This is a genomic window from Saccharothrix deserti, assembly GCF_009769385.1.
In the GTDB taxonomy this organism is placed as follows: domain Bacteria; phylum Actinomycetota; class Actinomycetes; order Mycobacteriales; family Pseudonocardiaceae; genus Actinosynnema; species Actinosynnema deserti.
This window is the reverse complement of the sequence record NZ_VKAB01000001.1, coordinates 275,870-299,961: the sequence shown is the minus strand read 5'-3', so window position 1 is coordinate 299,961 and position 24,092 is coordinate 275,870. Positions and strand designations below refer to the sequence as shown.

At 71.2% G+C, this 24,092-nt stretch carries 21 protein-coding genes; 12 read left to right on the top strand and 9 right to left on the bottom strand.

The genetic code is table 11. From position 1 onward, the window contains the following. The first annotated feature begins 7 nt into the window (after positions 1-7). The 4 genes from FM051_RS12900 to map are packed head-to-tail and all read left to right on the top strand — an operon-like array spanning position 8 to position 3,441. Positions 8-1,822 (top strand): penicillin-binding transpeptidase domain-containing protein, encoded by a 1,815-nt coding sequence (locus FM051_RS12900; RefSeq protein ID WP_238412352.1) that lies wholly within the window; start codon positions 8-10, stop codon positions 1,820-1,822. Positions 1,823-1,855: 33 nt separating this feature from the next. Continuing rightward, positions 1,856-2,131 (top strand): type II toxin-antitoxin system Phd/YefM family antitoxin, encoded by a 276-nt coding sequence (locus FM051_RS12895; protein WP_158843161.1) that lies wholly within the window; start codon positions 1,856-1,858, stop codon positions 2,129-2,131. Further along, positions 2,128-2,535, top strand: coding sequence for a type II toxin-antitoxin system VapC family toxin (locus FM051_RS12890; RefSeq protein WP_158843160.1), 408 nt, complete (start codon positions 2,128-2,130; stop codon positions 2,533-2,535). The genes FM051_RS12895 and FM051_RS12890 overlap by 4 nt, the downstream gene beginning before the upstream one ends. 48 nt (positions 2,536-2,583) lie before the next feature. After that, on the top strand, positions 2,584-3,441 hold the full coding sequence (map, locus tag FM051_RS12885) for a type I methionyl aminopeptidase (RefSeq protein WP_158843159.1): 858 nt from the start codon (positions 2,584-2,586) through the stop codon (positions 3,439-3,441). Here the strand turns inward: map and FM051_RS12880 are convergent. Further along, positions 3,428-4,126, bottom strand: a complete 699-nt coding sequence (locus tag FM051_RS12880) for an alpha/beta fold hydrolase (RefSeq protein ID WP_158843158.1) — start codon at positions 4,124-4,126, stop codon at positions 3,428-3,430. The two genes, map and FM051_RS12880, sit on opposite strands and share 14 nt — an antisense overlap. A gap of 117 nt (positions 4,127-4,243) precedes the next feature. On the opposite strand from FM051_RS12880, the gene FM051_RS12875 reads away from it, so the two are divergent. After that, positions 4,244-5,767: a cobyric acid synthase gene (locus FM051_RS12875; RefSeq protein ID WP_158843157.1), complete on the top strand. Its 1,524-nt coding sequence runs from the start codon at positions 4,244-4,246 to the stop codon at positions 5,765-5,767. Between the two features lie 6 nt (positions 5,768-5,773). Here the strand turns inward: FM051_RS12875 and FM051_RS12870 are convergent, their stop codons facing one another. After that, a complete protein-coding gene (locus FM051_RS12870; protein WP_158843156.1) occupies positions 5,774-6,682 on the bottom strand; it encodes an EamA family transporter in 909 nt (302 codons plus the stop codon). 74 nt (positions 6,683-6,756) lie between these two features. On the opposite strand from FM051_RS12870, the gene FM051_RS12865 reads away from it, so the two are divergent. Then, positions 6,757-7,665, top strand: coding sequence for a LysR family transcriptional regulator (locus FM051_RS12865; RefSeq protein WP_158843155.1), 909 nt, complete (start codon positions 6,757-6,759; stop codon positions 7,663-7,665). 21 nt (positions 7,666-7,686) lie between these two features. On the opposite strand, the gene FM051_RS12860 is transcribed toward FM051_RS12865, so the two are convergent. Then, positions 7,687-8,814 (bottom strand): epoxide hydrolase family protein, encoded by a 1,128-nt coding sequence (locus tag FM051_RS12860; protein WP_158843154.1) that lies wholly within the window; start codon positions 8,812-8,814, stop codon positions 7,687-7,689. A gap of 43 nt (positions 8,815-8,857) precedes the next feature. Further along, positions 8,858-9,529, bottom strand: coding sequence for a FadR/GntR family transcriptional regulator (locus tag FM051_RS12855; protein WP_158843153.1), 672 nt, complete (start codon positions 9,527-9,529; stop codon positions 8,858-8,860). Between the two features lie 125 nt (positions 9,530-9,654). Between FM051_RS12855 and FM051_RS12850 the strand changes: the two genes are divergently transcribed. After that, entirely contained in the window at positions 9,655-10,869 is a 1,215-nt protein-coding gene (locus FM051_RS12850; RefSeq protein WP_420803597.1) for an MFS transporter, read from the top strand. Positions 10,870-10,981: 112 nt separating this feature from the next. Here FM051_RS12850 and FM051_RS12845 read toward each other — a convergent pair whose 3' ends face one another. Together FM051_RS12845 and FM051_RS12840 are read right to left on the bottom strand one after the other, a co-directional pair. Continuing rightward, entirely contained in the window at positions 10,982-12,358 is a 1,377-nt protein-coding gene (locus FM051_RS12845) for a mycothione reductase (protein ID WP_158843152.1), read from the bottom strand. Between the two features lie 65 nt (positions 12,359-12,423). Continuing rightward, entirely contained in the window at positions 12,424-12,951 is a 528-nt protein-coding gene (locus tag FM051_RS12840; protein WP_158843151.1) for a YbhB/YbcL family Raf kinase inhibitor-like protein, read from the bottom strand. A gap of 284 nt (positions 12,952-13,235) precedes the next feature. On the opposite strand from FM051_RS12840, the gene FM051_RS12835 reads away from it, so the two are divergent. Both FM051_RS12835 and FM051_RS12830 read left to right on the top strand, forming a co-directional pair. Further along, a complete protein-coding gene (locus FM051_RS12835; RefSeq protein WP_158843150.1) occupies positions 13,236-13,721 on the top strand; it encodes an AMIN-like domain-containing (lipo)protein in 486 nt (161 codons plus the stop codon). 141 nt (positions 13,722-13,862) lie between these two features. Beyond that, on the top strand, positions 13,863-15,560 hold the full coding sequence (locus FM051_RS12830; RefSeq protein WP_158843149.1) for a PstS family phosphate ABC transporter substrate-binding protein: 1,698 nt from the start codon (positions 13,863-13,865) through the stop codon (positions 15,558-15,560). 54 nt (positions 15,561-15,614) lie between these two features. Here FM051_RS12830 and lon read toward each other — a convergent pair whose 3' ends face one another. After that, the gene (lon, locus tag FM051_RS12825; RefSeq protein WP_158843148.1) at positions 15,615-17,981 is read right to left on the bottom strand and encodes an endopeptidase La; all 2,367 of its coding nucleotides are present in this window, start codon (positions 17,979-17,981) and stop codon (positions 15,615-15,617) included. A gap of 155 nt (positions 17,982-18,136) precedes the next feature. Between lon and FM051_RS12820 the strand changes: the two genes are divergently transcribed. Continuing rightward, entirely contained in the window at positions 18,137-18,937 is an 801-nt protein-coding gene (locus tag FM051_RS12820) for an SAM-dependent methyltransferase (RefSeq protein ID WP_158843147.1), read from the top strand. A 69-nt stretch (positions 18,938-19,006) separates the two neighbouring features. Here the strand turns inward: FM051_RS12820 and FM051_RS12815 are convergent, their stop codons facing one another. Next, positions 19,007-20,941, bottom strand: a complete 1,935-nt coding sequence (locus FM051_RS12815; RefSeq protein ID WP_158843146.1) for a patatin-like phospholipase family protein — start codon at positions 20,939-20,941, stop codon at positions 19,007-19,009. A 231-nt stretch (positions 20,942-21,172) separates the two neighbouring features. Then, positions 21,173-22,105 (bottom strand): alpha/beta hydrolase, encoded by a 933-nt coding sequence (locus tag FM051_RS12810; RefSeq protein ID WP_158843145.1) that lies wholly within the window; start codon positions 22,103-22,105, stop codon positions 21,173-21,175. Between the two features lie 70 nt (positions 22,106-22,175). On the opposite strand from FM051_RS12810, the gene FM051_RS12805 reads away from it, so the two are divergent. Both FM051_RS12805 and FM051_RS12800 read left to right on the top strand, forming a co-directional pair. Then, positions 22,176-23,198 (top strand): M48 family metallopeptidase, encoded by a 1,023-nt coding sequence (locus FM051_RS12805; RefSeq protein WP_158843144.1) that lies wholly within the window; start codon positions 22,176-22,178, stop codon positions 23,196-23,198. Between the two features lie 71 nt (positions 23,199-23,269). Continuing rightward, entirely contained in the window at positions 23,270-24,058 is a 789-nt protein-coding gene (locus FM051_RS12800; RefSeq protein ID WP_158843143.1) for a S1 family peptidase, read from the top strand. Positions 24,059-24,092: the final 34 nt, after the last annotated feature.

The window sequence follows — 24,092 nt, the reverse complement described above, 5'->3', positions numbered from 1 at the left end:
CGGCGCCGTGATCGCGCGCAAGCCGGCCCTGTCCCGCCTGGTTCTGTCCGGGGTGGTCCTGCTGCTCGTCAGCGGCTGCGGCCTGTTCTCCTCACGCCCCGGTCCCGACCAGGTGACGAACGACTTCCTCACCAAGCTCGCCGCCGGTGACGTCGACGGCGCCGCCGGGCTGACCGACGACCCCACCGGCGCCAAGGACGTGCTGGGCAAGGTCCGGGAGGTGCTGAAGCCCGCCGGGATGACCGCCAAGATCGAGCAGGTGCGCTCGTCCGGCGAGTCGTCCGCCGCCGACGCCACCGCCCGGTTCGACTGGGACCTCGGGCACGACCACGCGTGGAGCTACCAGACCGAGTTCGACCTGCGCCGCGAGGAGGACGACTGGAAGGTGCACTGGGCGCCTTCGGTCGTGCACCCGAAGCTCGCCGCGCAGCAGTCGCTCGGCCTGGCCGAGGTGCGGCCCACGTTGGCGCCGGTGCTGGACCGCGACGGGACGCCGCTGCTGTCGCCGGAGCAGGTCGTGTCGATCCTGCTGGACGCGAAGGAGGCGGGTGACGTGGGCGCGGTGGCAGGCGCCCTGGCCGCCGCGTTGACGCCGATCGACGCCGCCATCACCCAGCAGTCGATCGTGGACGGCGTGTCGAAGCTGCCCGCCGGTCAGGTGTACCAGGTGGCGGCCCTGCGCGACGCGGACTACCAGACCGTCAAGCCCGCGATCTACGAGCTGCCGGGCGTGCGGTTCACCACCCAGACGAGCCTGCTCCCGCCGTCGCGCGCGTTCGGGTCGCAGGTGCTGCCGGCGGTGCGCAAGGCCGTGGAGGAGGAGATCGCGGGGCGCGCGGGGCTGCGCGTCTACACGGTCAACGCGGCCGGTGACGAGGTGGAGACGCTGCACGAGCAGGCGCCGGAGCCGGCGCAGGCGATCACGACCGCGTTGAGCCGGACCGTGCAGACGGCGGCCGAGGACGCCCTGGAGTCGGTGCCGCAGGCGGCGATGCTGGTGGCGTTGCAGGCGTCGACCGGCGAGGTGCTGGCGGTGGCGCAGAACGGCCCGGCGGACGCGGAGGGCGCGGTGGCGCTGACCGGCCGTTACCCGCCGGGGTCGACGTTCAAGATCGTGACGGCGGCGGCGGCGCTGTCGGCGGGGAAGGTGAACGCGGACAGCGCGCTGCCGTGCCCCGGCAAGACGACCATCGACGGGCGCCGGATCGTGCCGAACGACCACGAGTTCGACAAGGGCACGATCCCGCTGCACTCGGCGTTCGCGTTCTCGTGCAACACGACGTTCGCGCAACTGGCGGCCGAGATGGGGCCGGAGGAGCTGACCAAGGTGGCGGACTCGTTCGGCCTGGGCGTCGACTTCGAGATCCCGGCGATCACCACGATCACCGGTTCCGTGCCGCCCGCCACCGACGTGGTGGAGCGGGCGGAGGACGGCTTCGGCCAGGGCAAGGTGCTGGCGAGCCCGTTCGGGATGGCTCTGGTGGCGGCGTCGGTGGCGTCGGGCAAGATGCCCGTCCCGACTCTGCTGCGCGGTCGTGAGACGAAGGTCGACCACACCCCGACCGCACCCGCACCGGCCGTGCTGGAGCCGTTGCGGGCGATGATGCGGGAGGTCGTCGAATCCGGCACCGCGCCGCAGCTCAAGCCGTACGGGGACGTGCGGGGCAAGACGGGCACGGCGCAGTTCGGGGACGGCACGAACTCGCACGGCTGGTTCGTGGGCTACCGCGGCGACGTGGCGTTCGCGACCCTGCTGCTGGGCACGAACAGCTCCGCTCCGGCGGTCGACGCCTCGGCCCGCTTCCTGGGCGCGTTGGGCTGAACGGTCCAAGATCAATGTGATACATTGTTGCACATGGACCGGATCGGACTTCGCGAACTCCGTCACCACACGAGCGAATACGTGCGTCGGGCCCAAGCCGGTGAGCGGATCGCGGTCACCGACCATGGTCGAGTGGTCGCCGAGATCGGCCCTCCTGGTGACGAAGCACTTTCCGTGCGAGACCAGTTGGTCGCGAACGGCGTGCTACTTCGTGGACGAGGGCGACCGTTTCCGAAGCCTCTGCCCCCTGCCACGGGCACACCGATCTCGGAAGTGCTACGCCAGATGCGTGAGGACGAGCGCTGGTGATCTATCTCGACACCTCGGCCTTGGCGAAGCTGGTACTGACCGAAGCCGAGACCCCGGCGCTGAGTTCGTGGTTGGACGATCGGAGTGACGTACCACGGGTCAGCAGTTCGTTGGCGCGGGTCGAGTTGGTGCGAGCGGTGCGAGCGGAGGGCGACGCGGCAATCCGCATGGCTACGTCGCTTCTGGTCGAACTCGACGAGATGCCGATGACCACGGACCTGTTGGACGCGGCCGGTGCGCTGGCGCTTCCGTTGAAGTCGCTGGATGCGATCCACCTCGCCTCGGCCCTACGTGTCCGGCTTCACCTCGACGCGTTCGTGGCCTACGACAAGCGACTCCTGACCGCCGCCGACGAGATGGGGCTGCCGATCGCCTCGCCCGGAACGGCCGAGTCGGAGGCTTAACGGACACGTGGCGCATGCCTCATCACGCTGAGCCGTAATCTGGGGGGCATGTCCGTGCGTGCCGTCCTACAGCCAGGTGTGCTGTCCCCCCGCCGTCCGGTGCCCGCCGAGATCGAGCGGCCCGAGTACGTCGACCGCCCCGCACCCCAGCGCAACACCGATCCGTGGGTGCAGCCGCCCGAGGTGATCGAGGCGATGCGCGTCGCGGGTCGGCTGGCGGCGCAGGCGTTGCAGGAGGCCGGCAAGGTCATCGTGCCCGGCGTGACCACCGACGAGATCGACGCGGTCGCGCACGAGTTCCTGTGCGACAACGGCGCGTACCCGTCCACGCTCGGCTACCGCGGTTTCCCCAAGTCCTGCTGCACCTCGCTGAACGAGGTCATCTGCCACGGCATCCCCGACTCGACCGTGGTCGAGGACGGTGACATCGTCAACGTCGACGTCACCGCCTACATCGGCGGAGTGCACGGCGACACGAACGCCACCTTCCTCGCCGGCGAGGTGAGCGAGGAGGTCCGCCTCCTGGTCGAACGCACGCACGAGGCCACCATGCGCGCCATCAAGGCCGTGAAGCCCGGCCGTCAGCTCAACGTCATCGGCCGCGTCATCGAGGCCTACGCCAACCGCTTCGGCTACGGCGTGGTGCGCGATTTCACCGGCCACGGCATCGGCCGCACCTTCCACAGCGGCCTGATGGTGCTGCACTACGACGCGCCGCACGTGCCCACGGTCATCGAGACGGGCATGACGTTCACCATCGAGCCGATGATCACCCTCGGCGGTATCGAGCACGACCTGTGGGACGACGGCTGGACGGTCACCACCCGAGACAAGAGCTGGACCGCCCAGTTCGAGCACACGCTCGTGGTCACCGACGACGGCGCGGAGATCCTCACCGTCTGCTGATCAGCGGCACGAGGGCGGCCGCCACCTCGTCGGGCGCCGTCACGGCGCCCAGGTGGTGGCTGTCCAGCTCGACCACCGGCCAGCCCAACTCGCGTGCCGCCGAAGCCGCGGCGTCGTACGCGGGGCTGAGCTTCACGTACGAGCAGGGCCCGGTCCACGCCACGGTGGGCCGGGGCTCCTTCAGGAACGCCAGCGGCACCTCGGGCGCCTCGGCCACGATCTCCTCCAGCAGCCGCACGTCCGGCACCATCGCGGACAGCACCTCCGGCGCGAACCACAGGTCCCAGCGCGGCATCAGCCCGTCCCGCGAGATCTCCTTCAGGCGGGCCATGCGCTCGGCCGGCGCGTCGTCACGCCAGCTGCGCCCCGGTGTGGGCATTTCGGCGTCGAGGAACACCAGCCCGCGCACGGGCGTCTCCAGGGCGTCGGCGAACGCGGGCAGCAGCGGACCGGCGCCGCTGTGCCCGACGAGCACCAGCTCGCCCTCGACCAGGGAGTCCTCCATCGCGTCGGCGAACACGCCGATCAGCCGCTGGTGGACGGGCGCGGCGTTGACCGTGACCCGCAGGTCGAGCAACACCACCGGGTGGCCGAGTGCGGCGAGCGCCCCGGCGAGCGGGCGGAGGCTTGCCGGCCCGAGGTAGGGGCTGTGCACCAGGACTGCGGTGGCGGGGGCGTCGACCATGACGTGGATGATGTCAGCCTGGACCGACAAAGTCCGATTGTCGGCTCAGCCGATGAATCTGATTGTCGGCTCAGCCGCTGAGTTGGATTGTCGGCGCAGCCGACGCGAGGAGTCACTGTGCGCAGTGCGTTGCTGGTGGCCGGCACGACGTCGGACGCGGGGAAGAGCGTCCTGGCCGCCGGCCTGTGCCGATGGCTCACCCGGCGCGGTGTGAAGACGGCCCCGTTCAAGGCGCAGAACATGTCCAACAACTCGGTCGTGACGCCGGACGGCGGCGAGATCGGCCGCGCCCAGGCCGTCCAGGCCGCCGCGTGCGGGTTGGAGCCGAGCGTGCGGTTCAACCCGGTGCTGCTCAAGCCGGGCGGCGACCGCAGCTCCCAGGTCGTGGTGCTGGGCCGGGCGGTGGGCGAGGTGTCCGCTTTGTCCTACCGCGAGCGCAAGGCCGAGCTGTTCACCACGGTCCTCTCCACCTTGGACGGCCTCCGGGACGATTTCGAGGTGGTGATCTGCGAAGGCGCCGGATCGCCCGCCGAGATCAACCTGAGGGCCGACGACATCGCCAACATGGGCCTCGCGCGGGCCGCGGACCTGCCGGTGCTCGTGGTCGGCGACATCGACCGGGGCGGGGTGTTCGCGCACCTCTTCGGCACCCTCGCCCTGCTCGACCCGGCCGACCAGGCGCTGGTGAGCGGGTTCGTGGTGAACAAGTTCCGGGGTGACCCGGCGTTGCTCGAACCCGGTCTCCGGCAGCTCCGGGCCCTCACCGGACGCCCGGTGTACGGCGTGCTGCCGTGGCGGGAGGAGCTGTGGCTGGACGCCGAGGACTCGCTGTCGTACGCGGCGGACGGCGTGATCGGACGTCCGGAGCCGCCGCGCGGCGACCAGTGGCTGCGGGTGGCCGTGGTGCGGCTGCCGCGGATCTCCAACGCCACCGACGTGGAGGCGCTGGCCTGCGAGCCGGGCGTGTCGGTGCGGTTCGTCACCGAGCCGTCCCGGCTGGCCGACGCGGACCTCGTCGTCGTGCCCGGCTCGAAGGCCACCGTCGAGGACCTGCGCTGGTTGCGCGCCACGGGCCTGGCCGACGCGATCGCCGCGCACGACGGACCGGTGCTCGGCATCTGCGGCGGGTTCCAGATGCTCGGCCGGACGATCCAGGACGCGGTCGAGTCGCGCGCGGGCGAGGTGGCCGGGCTCGGCCTGCTCGACGTGGACATCCGGTTCCAGCCCGACAAGACCCTGCGCCGGCCGCACGGCGACGCGTTCGGCGAACCCGTCACGGGCTACGAGATCCACCACGGCCAGGTCACCCGCACCGCCGAGGAGGGCCTGGTCACGCTGCCCGACGGCACGCCGGAAGGCGCACTGCGCGGCCGGGTCGCCGGCACGCACTGGCACGGGCTGCTGGAGAACGACGCGTTCCGCCGCGAGTTCCTGCGCTGGGCCGCAGGCCACGCGGGACGGCAGGGCTTCACCCCCGCGCCGGACGTGGACTTCGCCGGACGGCGGGCCGCACAGCTCGACCTGCTCGGCGACCTGGTCGCCGACCACCTCGACACCGACGCGGTGTGGGCGCTGCTGGAGCGGGGCGCGCCGGCGGGGCTTCCGGTCATCCCGCCCGCCGGCGCCCCGCCGATCGCCTGAACCGGCTCATCGCACCGCCACCGGCACGTCAACCGGCGCGGGCGGTGCCTCCACCCGCGGCTCACGGCGTTTCAGGGTGGTCGCGGCCATGCCGACGATCACCAGGACGGCCGCGCCGAGGCGGACCGCGGTCATGGTCTCGTCCAGCAGCAACCAGCCCGAGAACATCCCCGCCACCGGCACCAGCAGCGCGAACGGCACGACGGCGCTCGCCGCGTAGGTCCGCAGCAGCAGGTTCCACAGCCCGAAGCCGAGCAGCGTCGACACCCACGCGATGAACAGGATCGCGCCCACGCCCGTCCAGCGGAGCCCCCGCAACGCCGCCAGGTCCGCCGCCGGCCCCTCGAACACCAGAGACAGCCCGAACAGCGGCAGCACGGCTACCGCGCTGACCCACACGATGAAGTTGATCGGGTCCGGCGGCCGGGCGTACCGGGTGGCGACGTTCGCCAGGCCCCACGCCACCGCGCCGAGGACCACCAGCAGGAACGCCGAGATCGGGCTGCTCACGCCGTAGTCGACCGCGATCACCGCGATCCCCGCCGCCGCCACGCCCATGCCCAGCAACTGCACCGGCCGCGGCCGTTCGCGCAGCAGCACGGCCGCGAACAGCACGGTGAAGAACACCTGGCTCTGCAACACCAGCGACGACAACCCGGCGGGCATCCCCGCCGCCATCCCCACGAACACCAACCCGAACTTGGCCACGCCGAGCGCCAACGCGACCGCGACGACCCACTTCCACGCCACCTTGGGCCGCCCGACGAACCACAGCGCGGGCACGGCGGCCGCCAGGAACCGCAGCGCGGAGAAGAACAGCGGCGGGAAGTCGCGCAGCCCCACCTTGATGACGACGAAGTTGATCCCCCAGATGGTGGCGACGAGCACCGCGATAGCGACGTGGCGTGGTTTCACGCCCCCGAGTCTCAGCGCCCACATCGTTTAGCACTAGCGACGAATTCTGAAGGTTTGGGTTTAGGATCGCTTACATGTTGGATCTCGGGCGGCTCCGCGCCCTGCACGCGGTCGCGCAGCACGGCTCGGTCGGCGCGGCGGCGACCGCTCTGGGCTACACGCCGTCGGCGGTGTCGCAGCAGATCGCCAAGCTGGAACGCGAGACCCGCACCACGCTGCTGGAACGCCGGGGTCGCGGTGTCGCGCTGACCGATGCGGCGCACCTGCTGTCGGCCACCGCCGGGCAGGTGCTCGCGCTGGTCGAGCACGCCGAGGTGGCGTTGGAGGAGCAGCGCGGCGCGGCCGTCGGCGAACTGCGCGTCGGCGCGTTCGCCACCGCCGCCCGCGGCCTGCTGCCCCCGACGCTCGTGCGCCTGGCCGAGCAGCACCCTCGACTCGACGTGCGGCTGGTCGAACTCGACCCGCCGGACGGCCTGGAGGCAGTGGCGCGCGGCGAGCTGGACCTGGCCGTCATGCACGACTGGGTCAACGCGCCGCTGGCCGTGCCCGAACCGGTGTCGCGGCTGCGGCTCGGCGAGGACGTCGCGGACGTGCTGCTGCCGGTCGACCACCCGTTGGCGCAACGGGATTCGGTCGTGCCGGAAGACCTGGCCGGCGAGCGGTGGATCTGCCAGCCGGAGGGCACGATCTGCCACGACTGGCTGGTGAACACCTTCCGCGGCGCCGGGATGGAACCCGACCTGGCCTACCGGATCGCCGAGTACGAGACGCAGTTGGCGTTGCTGGCCAAGGGGATCGGCGTGGCGCTGCTGCCCAGGCTGGGGCGCGGCGCGTTGCCGGACTCGGTGCGCGCGGTGCCGTTCCGGCCGACGCCGACCCGGCGCGTGTTCGCCGTGTGGCGCACCCAGGCCACCCGCCGCCCGGCCGTCACCGCCGCGCTCGCGGCGTTGCAGGCCTGTTGGGAGCAGCGGGAGACGGCGTGACGAAGCCTCGACGTGCCCCTGTCACATCGCCTTGAAGTTCTTGAAGAACGCCCGGACGTCCCGGGTGAACAGCTCGGGCTGTTCCATCGCCGCGAAGTGCCCGCCCCGGTCGAACTCGGTCCAGTGCGTGATGTTGTTGGTGCGCTCGCCGATCCGCCGCACGGGCGGCGCGATCTCGCGCGGGAACACGGCCACCCCGGTGGGCGTGGTGGACGGTGTGACCCGGCCCCAGGCCTTCGCGGATTCCTTGTAGAGGCGGGCGGACGACCCGGCGGTGCCGGTGAACCAGTAGACCGACACGTTGGTCAGCAGCAGGTCGCGGTCCACGGCGTCGTCGGGCCGGTCGGCGGAATCGGTCCACTCCTTGAACTTCTCCACGATCCACGCGAGCTGGCCGACGGGGGAGTCGTGCAGGCCGTAGGCGAGCGTGTGCGGCCGGGTGCTCTGGATGCGCATGTAGCCGGACATGTCCTCGAACCCGTCGTGCCGGGCCAGCCGCTCGAAGTCCTCGTCGGTCAGCCCGGACGGGTCGCCGTCGGGGAACGTCAGCAGCATGTTGAGGTGGACGCCGACGACGTGCTCGGCGTCCACGATGCCCAGCTCGCGCGAGATGCTCGAACCCCAGTCGCCGCCCTGCGCGCCGTAGCGGTCGTAGCCGAGCCTGCGCATCAGCTCCGCCCACGCCCGCGCCGTGCGCTTCACGTCCCAGCCGGTGTCGCGGGTCGGCCCGGAGAAGCCGAAACCGGGGATCGACGGGATGACCAGGTGGAAGTCCCGTGACAGGGGTTCGACGACGTCGAGGAACTCCACCACGGAGCCCGGCCAGCCGTGGGTGAGGACGATCGGCAGGGCGTCGTCGTCCGCCGACCGCACGTGCAGGAAGTGCACGGTCTGGCCGTCGATCTCGGTGGTGAACTGCGGGTGCGCGTTGAGCCTGGCCTCCCAGGCGCGCCAGTCGTAGTGGTGCAGCCAGTGGTCGGCCAACTCGCGGAGGTACGCCACCGGGACGCCGTAGTCCCAGCCGACGCCCGGCAGGTCGGTGGGCCAGCGCGCGCCGGCGAGGCGGGCCCGCAGGTCGTCGACGTCGGCCTGCGGGATCTCGATCCGGAACGGCGTGATCTCCCGGCCCGTGGAAGTCGCTGTGATCATGAGGCCACTGTAGGGAGGATCGCGGACGGTTCCGGTCCGCGACTCAGTCCTTGTGGCGCTCCAGGAGGTCCTCCAGGAAGCCACCGGCTTCGACGGCGGCACGGGCCGCGTCACGGTCGCGCACCGCGTCCAGCAGGCCGGTGTGCGACACGTGGTCGTCGTCGTGGTCGGTCTCCACGGTGGCCGTGATGCTGGCCCGCACCGCCTCGGTGAGGCCCTGGTACAGCTCGGCCAGCAGGGTGTTGTGGGAGCACTTGACCAGCAGCACGTGGAACGCGGTGTCCTTCTCCACCAGCCGTTCCCAGTCCTTGGCGGCCAGCGCCTCGTCCCGCTCGGTCAGCAGCGCCTCGAGTCTGCGCAGTTCCTCGTCGGTGCGGTGGGACGCGGCGAGGCGTGCGCCCTCGACCTCCAGCGTCCGGCGCACCTGGAGGACGTCGCGCAGCTCGCTGCCGCACATCCGGCGGACCGCGCCGGACAGCTCGCTGGTCGCGCGGACGAACGTGCCGTCGCCCTGGCGGACTTCGAGCAGACCGGCGTGGGACAGGGCGCGCACCGCCTCGCGCACGGTGTTGCGGCCCACTCCCAGCGCGGTGACCAGCTCCGGCTCCGGCGGGATGCGGCGGCCGACCGGCCATTCACCGGCGGCGATCGCCCCTCTCATCTGGTCGATCACCTGGTCGACGAGCCCGGCCCGCCGAGTAGTGGCCAACGGCACAGCATCATCCTTTCATCCGAACATCCTATGTCTGTGATAGTAGTCGGGTGCCGATCCAGCAGACCCAGCCAGACTGGTCACCGTCGACTGCTCACATTGCCACCGATGCCGGTGCCAACGCGACGATCGCGGCCCATCCTGCTGGTACTGCCTCGGGTCAGGCGCGCCGGAACCGCCAAGTTGCCCTGGTCGGCAGCACCCTGTTGGCGATCGGCGTAGCGCTGGCCGCCGCCAACCTCCGCCCGGCCGTCACGAGCCTGGCCTCGGTGCTGGGCGACGTGCGCGTGTCGCTGGGCGTCTCCACCACGTGGGCGAGCCTGCTGACCGCCGTGCCCACGCTGTGCTTCGGGTTCGCGGCGTTCCTCGCGCCCTGGTTGGGTCGACGACTCGGCGTGGCACGCGCGGTCGCGTGGTCGTTGCTGGTGTTGACGGTCGGTCTGGTGCTGCGGGTCGTGGACGGCCCGGCGGCGGTGCTCGGCGGCACGTTCATCGCGTGTGCGGGCATCGCGGTGTGCAACGTGCTGATCCCGGTGGTCGTGAAGGACTCGTTCCCCGGCCGGGTCGGTCTGGTGACCGGTGTCTACACGGCCGCCCTCGCCGCCGGTGCGGCCCTCGGCGCGGCTTTCACGCCGGCCCTCGAATCCGCGTTCGGGTCGTGGCGACTGGCCGTGGGCGCGTGGGCCTTCCTGTCGCTGGCGGCGCTCGTGGTGTGGCTGGCCGGGGCACGGCACGGCTTCTCCACCCGCCCGGTCTCCCGTCGGCCGGTCGCGGGCCGTTCCCTGTTCCGCAGCCCGCTGGCGTGGGTGATCACGGTGTTCTTCGGCCTGCAGTCGCTGCTCGCGTACACCGTGATGGGCTGGCTGCCGCAGATCCTCGGCGACGCGGGCGTCGACCGCACGACCGCCGGCCTGCTCCTCGCGATCACGATGGTGCTGGGCGTGCCGGTGAGCCTGATCGTCCCGCCGCTCGCCACGCGGTGGGCCGGCCAGTCCGGTGTGGTCCTGGTGCTGGGCGTGGTGTCGATCCTCGGCGTCCTGGGCCTGGCCCTCGCCCCCGCCGCCGCGCCCGGCCTGTGGGTCGTGCTGATCGGCATCGGCATGGGCATGTTCCCGCTCGCGCTGGTGATGATCTCCCTGCGCACCTCGTCCACCGCGGACACCGCCCGCCTGTCGGCGATGGCGCAGAGCATCGGCTACCTGATCTCGGCCGCCGGCCCGTTCGCGTTCGGCGTCCTGCGCGGCGCGACCGGCACGTGGACGCTGTCGATGTTCCTGCTGGTCGCCCTGTTGGTGCTGGTCACGGCTCTGGGGTGGCTCGCAGGCCGCCCCCGGACGGTGTAGCTGACAACGCCTCGTCTTCCGGTCGCGATGTGCCGATTACGTACCCGAACGGGAGACCCGGCCGCGTGAGGGGTGCGGCCGGGTCGCTTCGTTCCGGGTGCTCCGGCGGGTGTCAGTCGTCCAGCGGCAGGTTGAGCAGGGCGTTCTCGATCACCTCGGGCATGGCCGGGTGGATCCAGTACTGGCCGCGCGCCATGGTCCTCGCGTCCAGGCCGAAGCTCATCGCCTGGATCACCGGCTGGATCACGGTCGACGCCTGCGGGCCGATCACGTGCGCGCCCAGGATCAGTCCGGTCTCCGGGTCGGCCAGCACCTTCGCGAAACCGGTCGTGTCCTCCATCGCCCAGCCGTACGCGATCGACGCGTAGGCCTGCGACGCCGACACGTGCCGCACACCGCGCTCGACGGCCTGCTCCTCGGTCAACCCGACCGACGCCACCTGCGGCGACGAGAAGACCGCCGCCGGCACGAACCGGTGGTCCGACGAGATCGGCGCGTCCGGGTGCAGCAGGTTGTGCTGCACGACCCGCGCCTCGTGGTTGGCCACGTGCTTGAGCTGGTACTCCGAGCTGACGTCGCCCATCGCGTAGATGCCCTCGACCGACGTGCGCTGCTGCGCGTCGACGACCACCCGGCCGTCGGGGTGCACGGCCACGCCGGTGGCGGCGAGGTCCAGCAGGTCCGAGTTCGGCGTCCGGCCGACCGCGACCAGCAGCTCCTCGGACTCCACGACCTCGGCGCCGTTCGGGCCCTCCAGGTGCAGCCGCACCACGCCGTCCACCCGCTCGGCCCGCACCGCCTTGCGGCGCAGGCGCACGTCCCACTTCTCCGACGCGACCTGGGTGAAGCGGGTGGCGACCTCGCGGTCCTCGTGGCGCAGGAGCAGGTCCGACCGCGCGATCACGGTCACCGCCACCCCGAACGACGAGAACACGTGCGCGAACTCCGCCGCCACGAAACCGCTGCCCAGGATGGTGATCCGGGCGGGCAGGGCGTCGAGCCGCATGACCGTGTCGCTGGTGTGGTAGCCGACCGAGTCCAGCTCGGCCACGTCCGGGATGATCGGACGGCTGCCCGCGGCCAGCACGAACCGGTCCGCGGTGATCACCTCGCCGGTCCCGGTGTCGAGGGTCTTCGGACCGGTGAACCGCGCCGTGCCGGCGTAGACGGTGACGTTCGCGTTCTCCTCGGCCCGCCACCGCCGTCCGCCCTCGGAGATCGGGTCGATGCGCCCGAAGATCCGGTCGCGGACATCGGTCCACCGCACGCCGTCCAGGTGGGCGTCCACGCCCAGCCGCGCGCCGGAGCCGGGCGCGGCGGCGACGTCCGCGGTGTGCACGAACATCTTCGTGGGGATGCACCCGACGTTCAGGCACGTGCCGCCGAAGATGCCCTTCTCGACGATCGCGATGTCCCAGCCGGCGAACCGCTCGTCCGCGATGGAGTTGCCGGAACCGGTGCCGATGATGACCAAGTCGAAGTGCCTCACGTCGTGCTGCAACCCACGACGTGAGGCGCTCATTCCCGATCGGTGTCCGATCGGTGCGTGCCGGGTCAGTGCGCGTAGGTCGGCACGATGATCGCGCGCGCCAGCGTGTGGAAAGCCAGGTTGAAGCTGACCACCGCGGGCGACGCGTCGCCGTCCACGTCCAGCTTCTCCACGTCCACCGCGTGCACCACGAAGTAGTACCGGTGCACCTGGTCGCCGGGCGGCGGCGCGGCGCCGCCGAACGCGCGCGTGCCGAAGTCGCTGCGGACGTGGAACGCGCCGTCGGGGAGCGTGTCGTCCGAGGCGCCGGCACCGGTGTCCAGCGACGTCACCGACGCCGGGATGTTCACCACGACCCAGTGCCAGAAGCCCGACGGCGTCGGCGCGTCCGGGTCGAAGCAGGTCACCACGAAACTCTTGGTCTCGTCCGGGAACCCGGTCCAGCTCAGCTGCGGCGACGTGTTGCCGCCCTCGAACAGGTAGGCCTCCGACAGCGCCTGGCCGTCGGACACGTCGGTCGAGCTGACGGTGAACGACGCCACCTTCGGCAGCAGCGAGTAGGGGTCGGGAGCGACGGGGCGCTCGAGGCTCATCAGGTCCTCCACACGTGATCTTGTCGGACCCGGACGACCCTATCGCCGGGGCAACGCCGACGCAGAGCAACCCGAGTGATCCTCATGGCGTCTCCATCGGGTCAACGACGGCGTCGTGCAGTTCCAGGCGGGTGGCAGGCCGAACGCCGGCGACACCGTGCTCATGCACTTCCGGCGGACGTTCGTGGAGGACTTCCTCGCCGACCGGCACGCAACCGTGTGATGCGCGACACGTCTATATGGGCGTACCGGCATTCAGCCGGGAGAGCCCTTGGAGAGCCGCCATGAACAGCCGCTTCAAAAAACTCGCACTCCTCGCCCTCACCCTGGCCGCCGTCGGCGCCGCCATCCCGGCCGCCTCCGCGGCGACCTCGATGACGCAGACCCCGGTGCTGACGAACATCCGCACCGGCAGACACGCCGACTTCGACCGCGTCGTGCTCGACCTCAACGGCCACCGCCCGGAGTTCTTCATCCGGTCCGTCGACCAGCTGGTCTACGACGGCTCCGGCAACCCGGTCTCGTTGCCGGGCACGTACTTCCTGGAGGTGCGCTCGGCGCCGGCCGCGGCGCACGACGACAACGGCAACACGACCTACCCCGGTCCCCGCAAGTTCGACACCCCCGCGTTGGCCAACGTCCAGGCGGTCGAGATCATCGGCGACTACGAGGCCAACCTCACCGTCGGGCTCGGCATGCGCCGCGACTCGTGGCACCGCGTCTTCCTGCTCGACTCGCCGACCCGCGTCGTGATCGACGTCGGTCACTGAGCCGGTGAGGACTGAGCCGGTGAGGACTGGGCCGGTGAGGACCGGGCCGGTGAGCGTTGAGCCGGCGACCACGGCGTGAAGTCGTGGTGAACGTCCGGTGATGACCCGATTCTCGGTCGGTCCGCCGACCGAGAATTCGGTGTGCAGGTACTGCGGTCCGCGTTGGACTTCCTCGGTGGTCCCGGTCCGGTGCTGCTCGCGATCGCACTGCTGTTCGCGACGCCGGTCATCGACCGGCTCTTCGTGCGCCGCAAGCGGGTCGGGTTCCGGGTGCTCTACAACTCCAAGATCGGGCTCGGCCCGGAGCAGTTGCACGACGGCACGGACACGAACTCGCCGCAGCTGCGGGAATTGGTGCGGGTGCTGGACCGGATGAGCATCGTGGTGATCCGGGTCCGCAACACCGGCAGCTACGACATCGACGGCGACGACTTCGACAAGCCGCTGACGTTCACCTTCGGCGACCGGATCGTGTGGAACGCCAGGGTGTCCGAGGCCGGGTCGGAGGAGATGAAGGCCGAGATCCGGCGCAGCCTCCAGTTCTTCGGCACGGAGACCGGCCCAGCGGGATCCGGCACGGCGGGATCCGGCACGGCGGAAGTCGGCCCGGCGGAAGTCAACCCGGTGCGGGCGTCGCTGCCGAAGGTGCGGGAGCGGATGGCGCACCGCGTGGCCCGGTGGGGCGGGTTGGCGGTCACCGCGGAGCCGCCGGGCGAGCCGGTGTGGCACGGGGTGCGGCTGGAGAAGCTGGTGTTGCGGCGCAAGCAGAAGTTCAAGCTGCTGGTGGTGCTGCGCGAGCCGGACGGCAACCCGGACGGCGAGCTGGGCAAGGACGTGAAGGTCGTCGGAGACCTCGGCGGCGCCGGCATCGTGCACGACGAGCGCCCGGAACGGCGGCTCACCCTGCCCCGGCTCACCGGCGGCCTGGCCGCGCTGCTCGCCGCCGTGCTGGTGTTGGTGTTGGCGTGGCCGCCGAATTCGAACGACGCCACGGTGGCGTGCGCGTCCGGCACGTTGCGGGTGGAGGGGTCGAGCGTGTTCATGCCGACCATGGCCACCATCGCGGACCAGTACGAGCGGGCTTGCCCGGACGCGACGATCACCACGTCCGCGACCGGGAGCATCCAGGGCGTGCGCGAGGTCGCCGGTGGCGCGGAGGGCCTGGTGGCGCTGTCGGACGGCAAGCAGGAAGCGCAGGGCGTGTTCGCGCAGCAGCTGGCGATCGTCGTGTACCACGTGGTGGTGCACAGCTCGGTCGGGCTGGACACGATCACGGTCGAGCAGTTGCGCGGGATCTACGCGGGCGTCTACACGGACTGGAGCCAACTGCGCGGCGGCTCGCCGTTGCCGATCCGGATCGTGGGGCGGGGTGGCGAGTCGGGTACGCGGGAGTTGTTCGAGCAGCGTGTGCTGGGCACGAGCGAGAGCGCGTTGTCGTCCAACGACTGCCGGGTGAAGGACCGCGCGCCGGAAGCGCCGGTGATCCGGTGTGAGCGGGACAAGAACGCCGATGTGGTGCGGGAGATCGGCGCGGTCGAGGGTGCGATCGGGTACGCCGACGCGCCGTCGGTGGCCGAGGCGCGCAAGAGCAACGCGCTGACCGCGTTGTCGTTGGGCGGCAAGGTGTTCGACGCGGCGGCGGGCGTGGACGCGGGCTACCCGTTCTGGACGGTGGAGTACCTGTACACGCGGTCGGAGCCGGCGGCGGACTCGTTGGCGGGGCGGTTCGTCGCGTACGTGCGGGAGCACGACGGCGCGCGGGTGCGGATGAAGGACGCCGGGTACCTGCCGTGCGTGACGGCCGACGGGGTTCCGTTGGACCTGTGCAACCTGCGTTGACGACGGGCCCCGGCCGACAACCGGGTCGACCGGGGCTCCGTCGAACCGCGAGGATCAGGCGGCCACCGTGGCGGCTGCTTCGGCCGGCTCCAGCGCCAGGTCGAGGACCTCGCGCACGTCGCCGACCAGGTGCACGGTCAGCTCCGCCAGCACCGACTCCGGCACGTCGTCCAGATCGGGCTCGTTGCGCTGCGGCAGCAACACCGTCGTGATGCCCGCCCGGTGCGCGGCCAGCAGCTTCTGCTTCACCCCGCCGATCGGGAGCACCCGGCCGGTCAACGACACCTCGCCCGTCATCGCCACGTCCGCCCGCACGAGACGTCCGGACAGCAGTGATGCCAACGCCGTCGTCATCGTCACGCCGGCCGACGGGCCGTCCTTCGGCACCGCGCCCGCCGGGACGTGGATGTGCACGCCGCGGTCGGCCAGCGCCTCGGCCCTGGAGTCGTGGGAACGCAGGTAGGACAACGCGATCTGGGCCGACTCCTTCATCACGTCACCGAGTTGGCCGGTCAGTGTGACGCCGGTCGACCCGGTGCCAGGTGATGCCAGCGACGCCTCCACGAACAGCACGTCGCCGCCCGCGCCGGTGACCGCCAGGCCCGTCGCCACGCCCGGCGCGGCCGTTCGTTCCGCCGACTCCGGCGTGTGCTTGGGCGAGCCGAGGTAGCCGCGCAGGTCCGGCACGTCCACCGTGACCGGCAGTTCGGTTTCGCCCAGCGCCACCTTCGCGGTGACCTTGCGCAGCACGCGTGCCAGCGAACGCTCCAGCTGGCGCACGCCCGCCTCACGGGTGTACTCGCCGGCCAGCTTCCGCAACGACGCCTCGGTCACCGTGACGTCCTCCGACGTGAGGCCCGCCCGTTCGACCTGGCGCGGCAGCAGGTGGTCGCGGCCGATGACGACCTTCTCGTCCTCGGTGTACCCGTCGAGCTGCACCAGCTCCATCCGGTCCAGCAGCGGGCCGGGGATGGAGTCGAGGACGTTGGCCGTGGCCAGGAACACCACGTCGGACAGGTCCAGTTCGACCTCCAGGTAGTGGTCCCGGAACGTGTGGTTCTGCGCCGGGTCCAGCACCTCCAGCAGGGCGGCCGTCGGGTCGCCGCGGTAGTCCGCGCCCACCTTGTCGATCTCGTCCAGCAGCACGACCGGGTTCATCGAACCGGCCTCGGAGATGGCGCGGACGATCCGGCCGGGGAGCGCGCCGACGTAGGTGCGCCGGTGACCGCGGATCTCCGCCTCGTCCCGCACGCCGCCCAGGGCGACCCGGACGAACTTGCGGCCCATGGCGCGGGCGACCGATTCGCCCAGCGAGGTCTTGCCGACGCCGGGCGGTCCGACCAGGGCGAGCACCGCGCCGGAACGCCTTCCGCCCACGACACCGAGGCCGCGGTCGGCCCGGCGGCGGCGTACCGCCAGGTACTCGGTGATGCGCTCCTTCACGTCGTCCAGGCCGGCGTGGTCGGCGTCCAGGACCGCCCGTGCACCCGCGATGTCGTACGAGTCCTCGGTGCGCTCGTTCCACGGCATCTCCAGCACCGTGTCCAGCCACGTCCGGATCCAGCCCACCTCGGGCGACTGCTCCGACGTCCGCTCCAGCTTGTCGACCTCGGCCAACGCCGCCTTGCGCACGTTCTCCGGCAGGTCCGCGCCCTCGACCCGGGCCCGGTAGTCCTGCTCCTCGGTGGCCGGCTTGCCGTCCAGCTCGGCCAGCTCCTTGCGGATCGCCGCCAACTGCTGGCGCAGCAGGAACTCCCGCTGCTGCTTCTCCACACCTTCCTTGACGTCCTTGCGGATCGTCTCGGCCACGTCCAGCTCGGTCAGGTACTCGCGGCCCCACTCCAGCAGCTTCTCCAGCCGCTCGGTCACGTCGCTGGTCTCCAGCAGCCAGACCTTCTGCTCCTCGCTCAAGTACGAGGCGTACCCGGCGAGATCGGCCAACGCGGACGGCTCGTCCACCTGCTGCACCGAGTCGACCACCTGCCACGCGCCGCGCTGCTGGAGGATCGTGGTGACCAGGGCCCGGTACTCGCGGGCCAGCTCACGGGTGCGGTCGTCCACCGGCGGCTCGTCCGCCACCGTCGCCTCGACCCACAACGCCGCGCCCGGACCGGTCGTCCCGGTGCCGATGCGGACCCGCTCCGTGCCGCGCACCACGGCCGCCCGCTCGCCGCCGGAAAGCCTGCCGACCTGCTCGATCAGCGCCAACGTGCCGACCTTCGCGTACTTGCCGTCCAGCCTCGGCACCAGCAGCACCTTCGACGGGCCACCGGACGCCTCGCCCGCGGCCGTCGCGGCTTCGATCGCGGCGCGGGCCTCGGCGGTGGCGTCCGAGCCGCTGAGCCGGATCGGCACGACCATGCCCGGCAGCACGACCACGTCGTCCAGCGGCAGCACCGGCAGCGCCAACGTCTCGCCCATGATCCCTCCAAAGTTGAGTCTGACTGGCTCAACCAAGATGAGCGCGTGATTGTTTCCGGTAGGTGTTCGCCCTGAGCGAGCGTCCATTCGGGGGTTGTGCCCGGTTTGCGGCGCCGCCACGATCACGCCGTCGACTGACGAGGAGATGTGCGCATATGGAGCAGGCGAGCTGGGTCCCGTCCTCGGTGGACCTGGGCCGGCCGAGCGCGGCCCGGATGTACGACTACTACCTCGGTGGGTCGCACAACTTCGCGGTCGACCGCGAAGCGGCCAAGTCGGTGGAGCAGATCTTCCCCGGCATGTCCGGCGCGGCACGGGCCAACCGCTCGTTCCTCCGCCGGGCGGTGCGGTACCTGTTGTCGCAGGGCATCGACCAGTTCCTCGACCTGGGGTCCGGCATCCCGACCGTCGGCAACGTGCACGAGATCGCCCAGCAGACGAACCCCCAGGCCCGTGTCGTGTACGCCGACCTGGAGCCCGTCGCGGTCGCCCACAGCACCGCGCTGCTGGCGAACAACCCGGCCGCCGTCGCCATCCAGGCCGACCTGCGCGACCCGGACTCCGTGCTGGCCAACGACGAGGTCCGCACGACGCTCGACTTCGACCGGCCCATCGGCCTGCTGATGGTCGCCGTGCTGCACTTCGTGCCCGACTCGGACGAGCCGCACAAGGCGATCGCCCGGTACCGGGAGGCGATGGCGCCGGGCAGCTTCCTGGCCATCTCGCACGGCAGCTTCGACGGCGTGTCGCAGGATGGGCAGGAGAGCGGCGAGCAGGTGAACGCCATCTACCGCCGCACCGACAGCCCGCTGGTGCTCCGGACGGGCGAGGAGATCGCCTCCTTCTTCACCGGGATGGAGATCGTGGAACCGGGCGTCGTGCCGTTGCCGGAGTGGCGGTCGGACTCCGACGACGCGTTCATCAGCGCTTACGCGGGTGTCGGCCGGAAGGCGTGACGAAGCCGGGAGGCGTGACGGAGGTGCGAATCCGGGCGTGCGGCCCGTGACAACCGCCGCGCGTCCGTGTCACTCGGGTGGGGTCAGCCGCAGGTCCGGGTCGACGGGTGGCTCGCCGTCGAACGGACCGTCGGGCACGGCGCCCAGCGCGTCCAACGTGAGCCCGATCCCGCGCGCGTTCGGGTCCGTGCCGGTCGGCGGCGTGGTGAACCAGTCGTACAGGTCCTCCGGCACCTGGTAGCGGGCGGTGAGGTCGCGGTAGAGGTCGGCGCGTTCGCGGGACTGCTCGGCGAGCTGCTGGTACTCCCGCATCGCCAGCCGCATCCGGATCCAGCGGTAGCGGTCGGTTTTGGTGGCGCCGTCCTCGGTGAAGCGGGTGCGCAGCAGGCGTCCCGCCGCCGCGCCCCGCTCCGCCAGGGCGAGGATCGTCTCCGGGCGCATGAACAGGTTCGTGCCGCCTTCCAGCGCACCCACGCGGACGTGTGCGATCCGGCCGCGGTAGCCCGGCAGCGCGGACTGCATGGTGTCGCGCCAGCCGAGCATGGTGTCGAGGATCGCCGACGCGAAGTGCCGCACCAGCCCGATGCCGCGCCACGGCGTGCCGCTGGTGGACGCGTCCTGCTCGGGCAGCCAGACGTCCCGGTTGTCACCCGGCGGGTACGACTGGAGGCTCAGCCCGAACGTCGGCCAGCGGGGCAGCAGGTTGTCGAAGAAGTGGATCGGGAAGTTGCTGGTGATGCCGCCGTCGGAGAACCAGTGCACGCGCGGCTCCGGCTCGGCGCGCACCAGCGGAACGGCGGCGATCAGGCCCGGCAACGGCATGCTCATCCGCACGGCCAGCGCGACCGGCAGGTTCTTCGGCAGCACGTTGACGGTCTGCGCGGGGTGGAGCGGGCAGAGGTGCCCGGTGGCGTCGTTGCCGAGCTTGTCGACGGTGCGTCGGGGCAGCACGGTTTCCAGGCACGTCGGGCAGAACAGCCACGCGTCGAGCGGCTCGGTGAACGGCAGCCGGTAAGGACGGCCCTCGGACAGGTCCGTGGTCATCAGGACCAGGTTCGTGGTCAGGTCCGCGAACGTCAGGTCCACCGTGCCGGACAGGTCGTCCAGCCGGTCCGCGATCCAGTCGCTCAACGGCGGCACACCGGTCGACGCGGGCACACCGCAGCGGCGGTCCCAGAAGTTCGGCTTGAACGCACCCGTGCCGGGAATGAGTCCGAAGTGGATGGTGGAGGCCATCCGGTCGAGGTAGCGCTTGGCGCCCAAGCCGTACGTGACCGCGACCGCGCTGACGAACGCGAACCCGAGCACCAGCCACCACACCGCCGCCGTGGCCGCGCTCGCCAGGCTCGGCGCCGTCCACCGCGTGCTCACGGCGACCGGTATCAGCGGGACGACGAGCAGCAGCGCGGTGCCGATCCGCCGCAGCCACGCGTCCCGGCCGTTCGGGAGCACTCTCAGCACGATCCCCGGCACGCCGATCAGGACGACGACCGTGAGGCCGATCAGCACCCACGTCGGGGTGGAACCCCACTCGACCGCGTGAAACCACAGCGTCGGCCCCACGAGCCACAACGCCATCGCCAGCGCGAGGAACACCCGCGCCCGCCACCCGATCGCACCGAGCAGAGCCAACAACACGCAGGTCAACGCGCTCCGGCCGGTCGAGTCGCGGCGCTGCATGGAGGCCGCCACGATCCGGTACAGCTTGCGGGTGTGCTCGCTGGGCTCGAACAGCTGCGCCATCCGCCAGCCCGGCGCGGCGAACCAGTCGATGACCTCCTTGAGCTTCCGGAAGCCGTCCTGGTCCCGCCCCTTCTCGGCGGCGGCGGTGAACGCGGCCCCGATGGCGCCCGCCGAAGCCCCACCCAACGACCGGAAGCGGTAGTGCCCGGCCAACTCCACAACCGCCCACGGGTAGACGACACCGCTGGTCGTCCCACCCCGCATGGTCAGGTCGCAGTACCGGTCGAAGTCCTCGGCCATGGCGAACCTCCCGGTGTCCATGATCTCCCGGCGGACGATCCGTGGCGCTAGACCGATCGGTTGTTCACGTCTGGAGGTGTGGAGCCCGAGGAACCGGATGGTGAGCCTGGTGCCGCCGGCCAACGCGCAGAACTTGCCGATCTCGCCGGACTCCTCCGAACCCGACCACGTCGGCCGCGGGGGCAGCAGCGGATCACACCGCGGCCATCCGGAGTTCCCCGGTCCGGCTCCGGCACCGGGAAAGGCGCGTCGTCACAGCATGTCGAGGAACTCGTCGACCTCGGCCAGCGCCCGCCTGCGCACCGACTCGGCGGACAGGAAGATGTCGTGCATCCCGCCCTCGACCGGCACGATCGTCACCTGCCGGCCGATCTTCGGCCCCCACTGCCGCATGTGCTCCACGTCCAGCACCGTGTCGGCGGTCATCGTCTCGGGCGTCCACCGCTTGGCGTGCAGGAGGCTGCGGCTGGAGCGGAGCAGCAGTACGGGCGCCTGGACGTCCAGACCCTTGTGCACGCGGGCGTGACCGCGGCGGATCGCGCGCAACCACCCGGCGTGCACCGGGAACGCCTCGATCGGCTTCCACGACGTGTCGAAGTCCCACTCGCCGTGGTGGTCGCGGTGGATGCTCTGGCCGTACACCGGGCCCATGCCGGGCTTGAGCACCAGTCGCGGCGCGAACCGGCCGACACCGCGCACCAGCGCCGTCCCCGCGGTGCGCAGCAGCCAGGACTCGGCCAGGTCCAGCCACGGGCTGTTGAGCACCAACGCGTCCAGCACGTCGTCCGAACGCCGCTCGTGCGCCCACAGGCTGGTGATCAGCCCACCGGTCGAGTGACCCAGCACCACCAGGTGACGGTGGCCGTCCTCCTCGCGGATCACCCGCACCGCCGCGTCGATCTCCTCGAAGTGCTCGGCCAGGTCGGTCACGTAGTTGGCGACCTGGCCGGGCTTGAGCGACCGGCCGTACGCGCGCAGGTCGATGGCGTAGAAGTCGAAGCCCCGCGCGGTGAAGTGCTCGGCCACGTGCCGCTGGAAGAAGTAGTCCGCGAAACCGTGCACGTACAGCACGGCGCCGCGGGTGGCGGGCTGCGCGCGGCGCCGGACCAGGGTGGCGGTCGTGTCCCCGCCGCCCAGGGGCAGCGTGCGGGTTTCGTAGTCGGTGCCGAGCACGTCTGCGTTCACCCGGCCAGTGTGCACGTCGATTCACCCGTTCGGGGAGAGGTGGGTCGCGGGTCGTGGCACTGTGGTTGTCATGAGCAGCGAGGAGATCGAGCGGTCGACCGCGCGTGTGCGCTTCCCCGGCATCAGCCCGCGGGCGTACGAGCACCCGGTCGACCGGGGGGCGTTGGCGGTCTTGCGCGCGGTGCCGGGCATCGGCCCGGTGTTGCAGGCGGTCGCGGGGGCGTTCACCGAGAGAGGTGAGCGGTTGGGCTACTTGGCGTCGAGCATCAGAGTGGGCCCGAAGCAGTACCCGGAGCTGGACCGGCTCCGGCTGGAGACGGCGGCGACGCTGGACGTCGACCCGGTGCCGGAGCTGTTCGTGCAGCGCGATCCGGTGCCGAACGCCATGACGCTGGGCATCGACAAGCCGTTCATCGTGCTCACCACGGGTCTGGTGGAACTGCTGGACGCGGAGGGGCTGCGGTTCGCCATCGGGCACGAGATGGGGCACGTGCTGTCCGGTCACGCGCTGTACCGGACGATCCTGCAACGGCTCATGCAGTTGCAGTACGGCCTGGGCTGGATGCCGGTCGGCTACTGGGCGATCCGGGCGGTCATCGCGGCGCTGTGCGAGTGGTACCGCAAGACGGAGCTGACCTGTGACCGCGCCGGTCTGCTGTGCGTGCAGGACCCGGCCGCCGCGCTGCGCGTGCACGTTGCCATGGCGGGCGGCATGGACCTCACCCAGGTCGACACGGCCGAATTCCTGAAGCAGGCCAAGGAGTACGAGCAGGTCGAGGACGTGCGGGACAGCGTGCTCAAGCTCATCAAGACGTGGCCGCTGACGCACCCGCTCGCGGTGGTCCGTGCCGCCGAGTTGCAGAAGTGGGCGGCGGGCGAGGAGTACCGCGCCATCCTGACGGGTGCGTACGCGCGCCGTGAGGACGACCGGCCGACGAGTTCGTTCACCGAGGACATCAAGTCGGCGGCCCGGTCGTACAAGGAGTCGGCGGCCCAGTCCGAGGACCCGCTGATGAAGGTGTTCAACGAGTTCGGCGACGTGCTGGCGGGCGCGGCGGGCAAGGTGCGGAGCAAGTTCACCGGGGCGGACTAGTCCGGTTGGCCCAGCGGGAACGGCTGTTCTGGCTAACCTCCTCCTGATGCCTTTGATCAGGAGGAGGGACGATGCGGCTTGCCGCGTTGTTGGTGACGTTGTTGATGGCTCTCGCGGGCACCGCCACGGCGGACGAACGCGCGGACAGCCGGATCGTGGACGGCCGCGTGGTGGACGGTCGGGTGGTGGGTGGTGAACGGGTGCCGATCGAGGAGCACCCGTGGGTGGTGTACCTGACGGATTCCAGCGGGCTCCAGTACTGCGGCGGCACGCTGGTCGCGCCGACGAAGGTCGTCACCGCCGCCCACTGCGCGACCGGTCGGACGCCCAGGAACACGCGGGTCGTGGTGGGCCGCGAGGACAAGAAGAGCGACGAGGGCGAGGTCGTCCGGCTGGCCGGCATCTGGATCCACCCGGAGTACCTGGTGGCGGACCAGGGCGCGGACGTCGCGGTGCTGACGCTGCGCGAAGGGGTGGAGTACCAGCCGCTGCCGCTGGCCGAGCGGTCGGACGAGGCGCTGTACGCGCCGGGCACGAACGGCCTGGTGCTGGGCTGGGGCCGGACGAGCGAGCAGGGTCCGGTGTCGCGGTACCTGCTGGCCGCGACCGTGCCGGTGATGGCGGACGACGACTGCCTCGACGCGTACCTCCAGTACGACAAGGAGGAGATGACGTGCGCCGGTCTCCCGGAGGGCGGCGTGGACACGTGCCAGGGCGATTCCGGCGGTCCGTTCGTGGCCGGCGGGAAGCTGATCGGCGTCACCTCTTGGGGTGAAGGTTGCGCCCGGAAGGGCAAGCCGGGCATCTACACCCGGATCGCGGCGTACGCCGACGTGATCCGGGAACAGCTGGACAGCTGACCCGAGCGGCGTGCGGACCCTCGGGCCTCGGGGG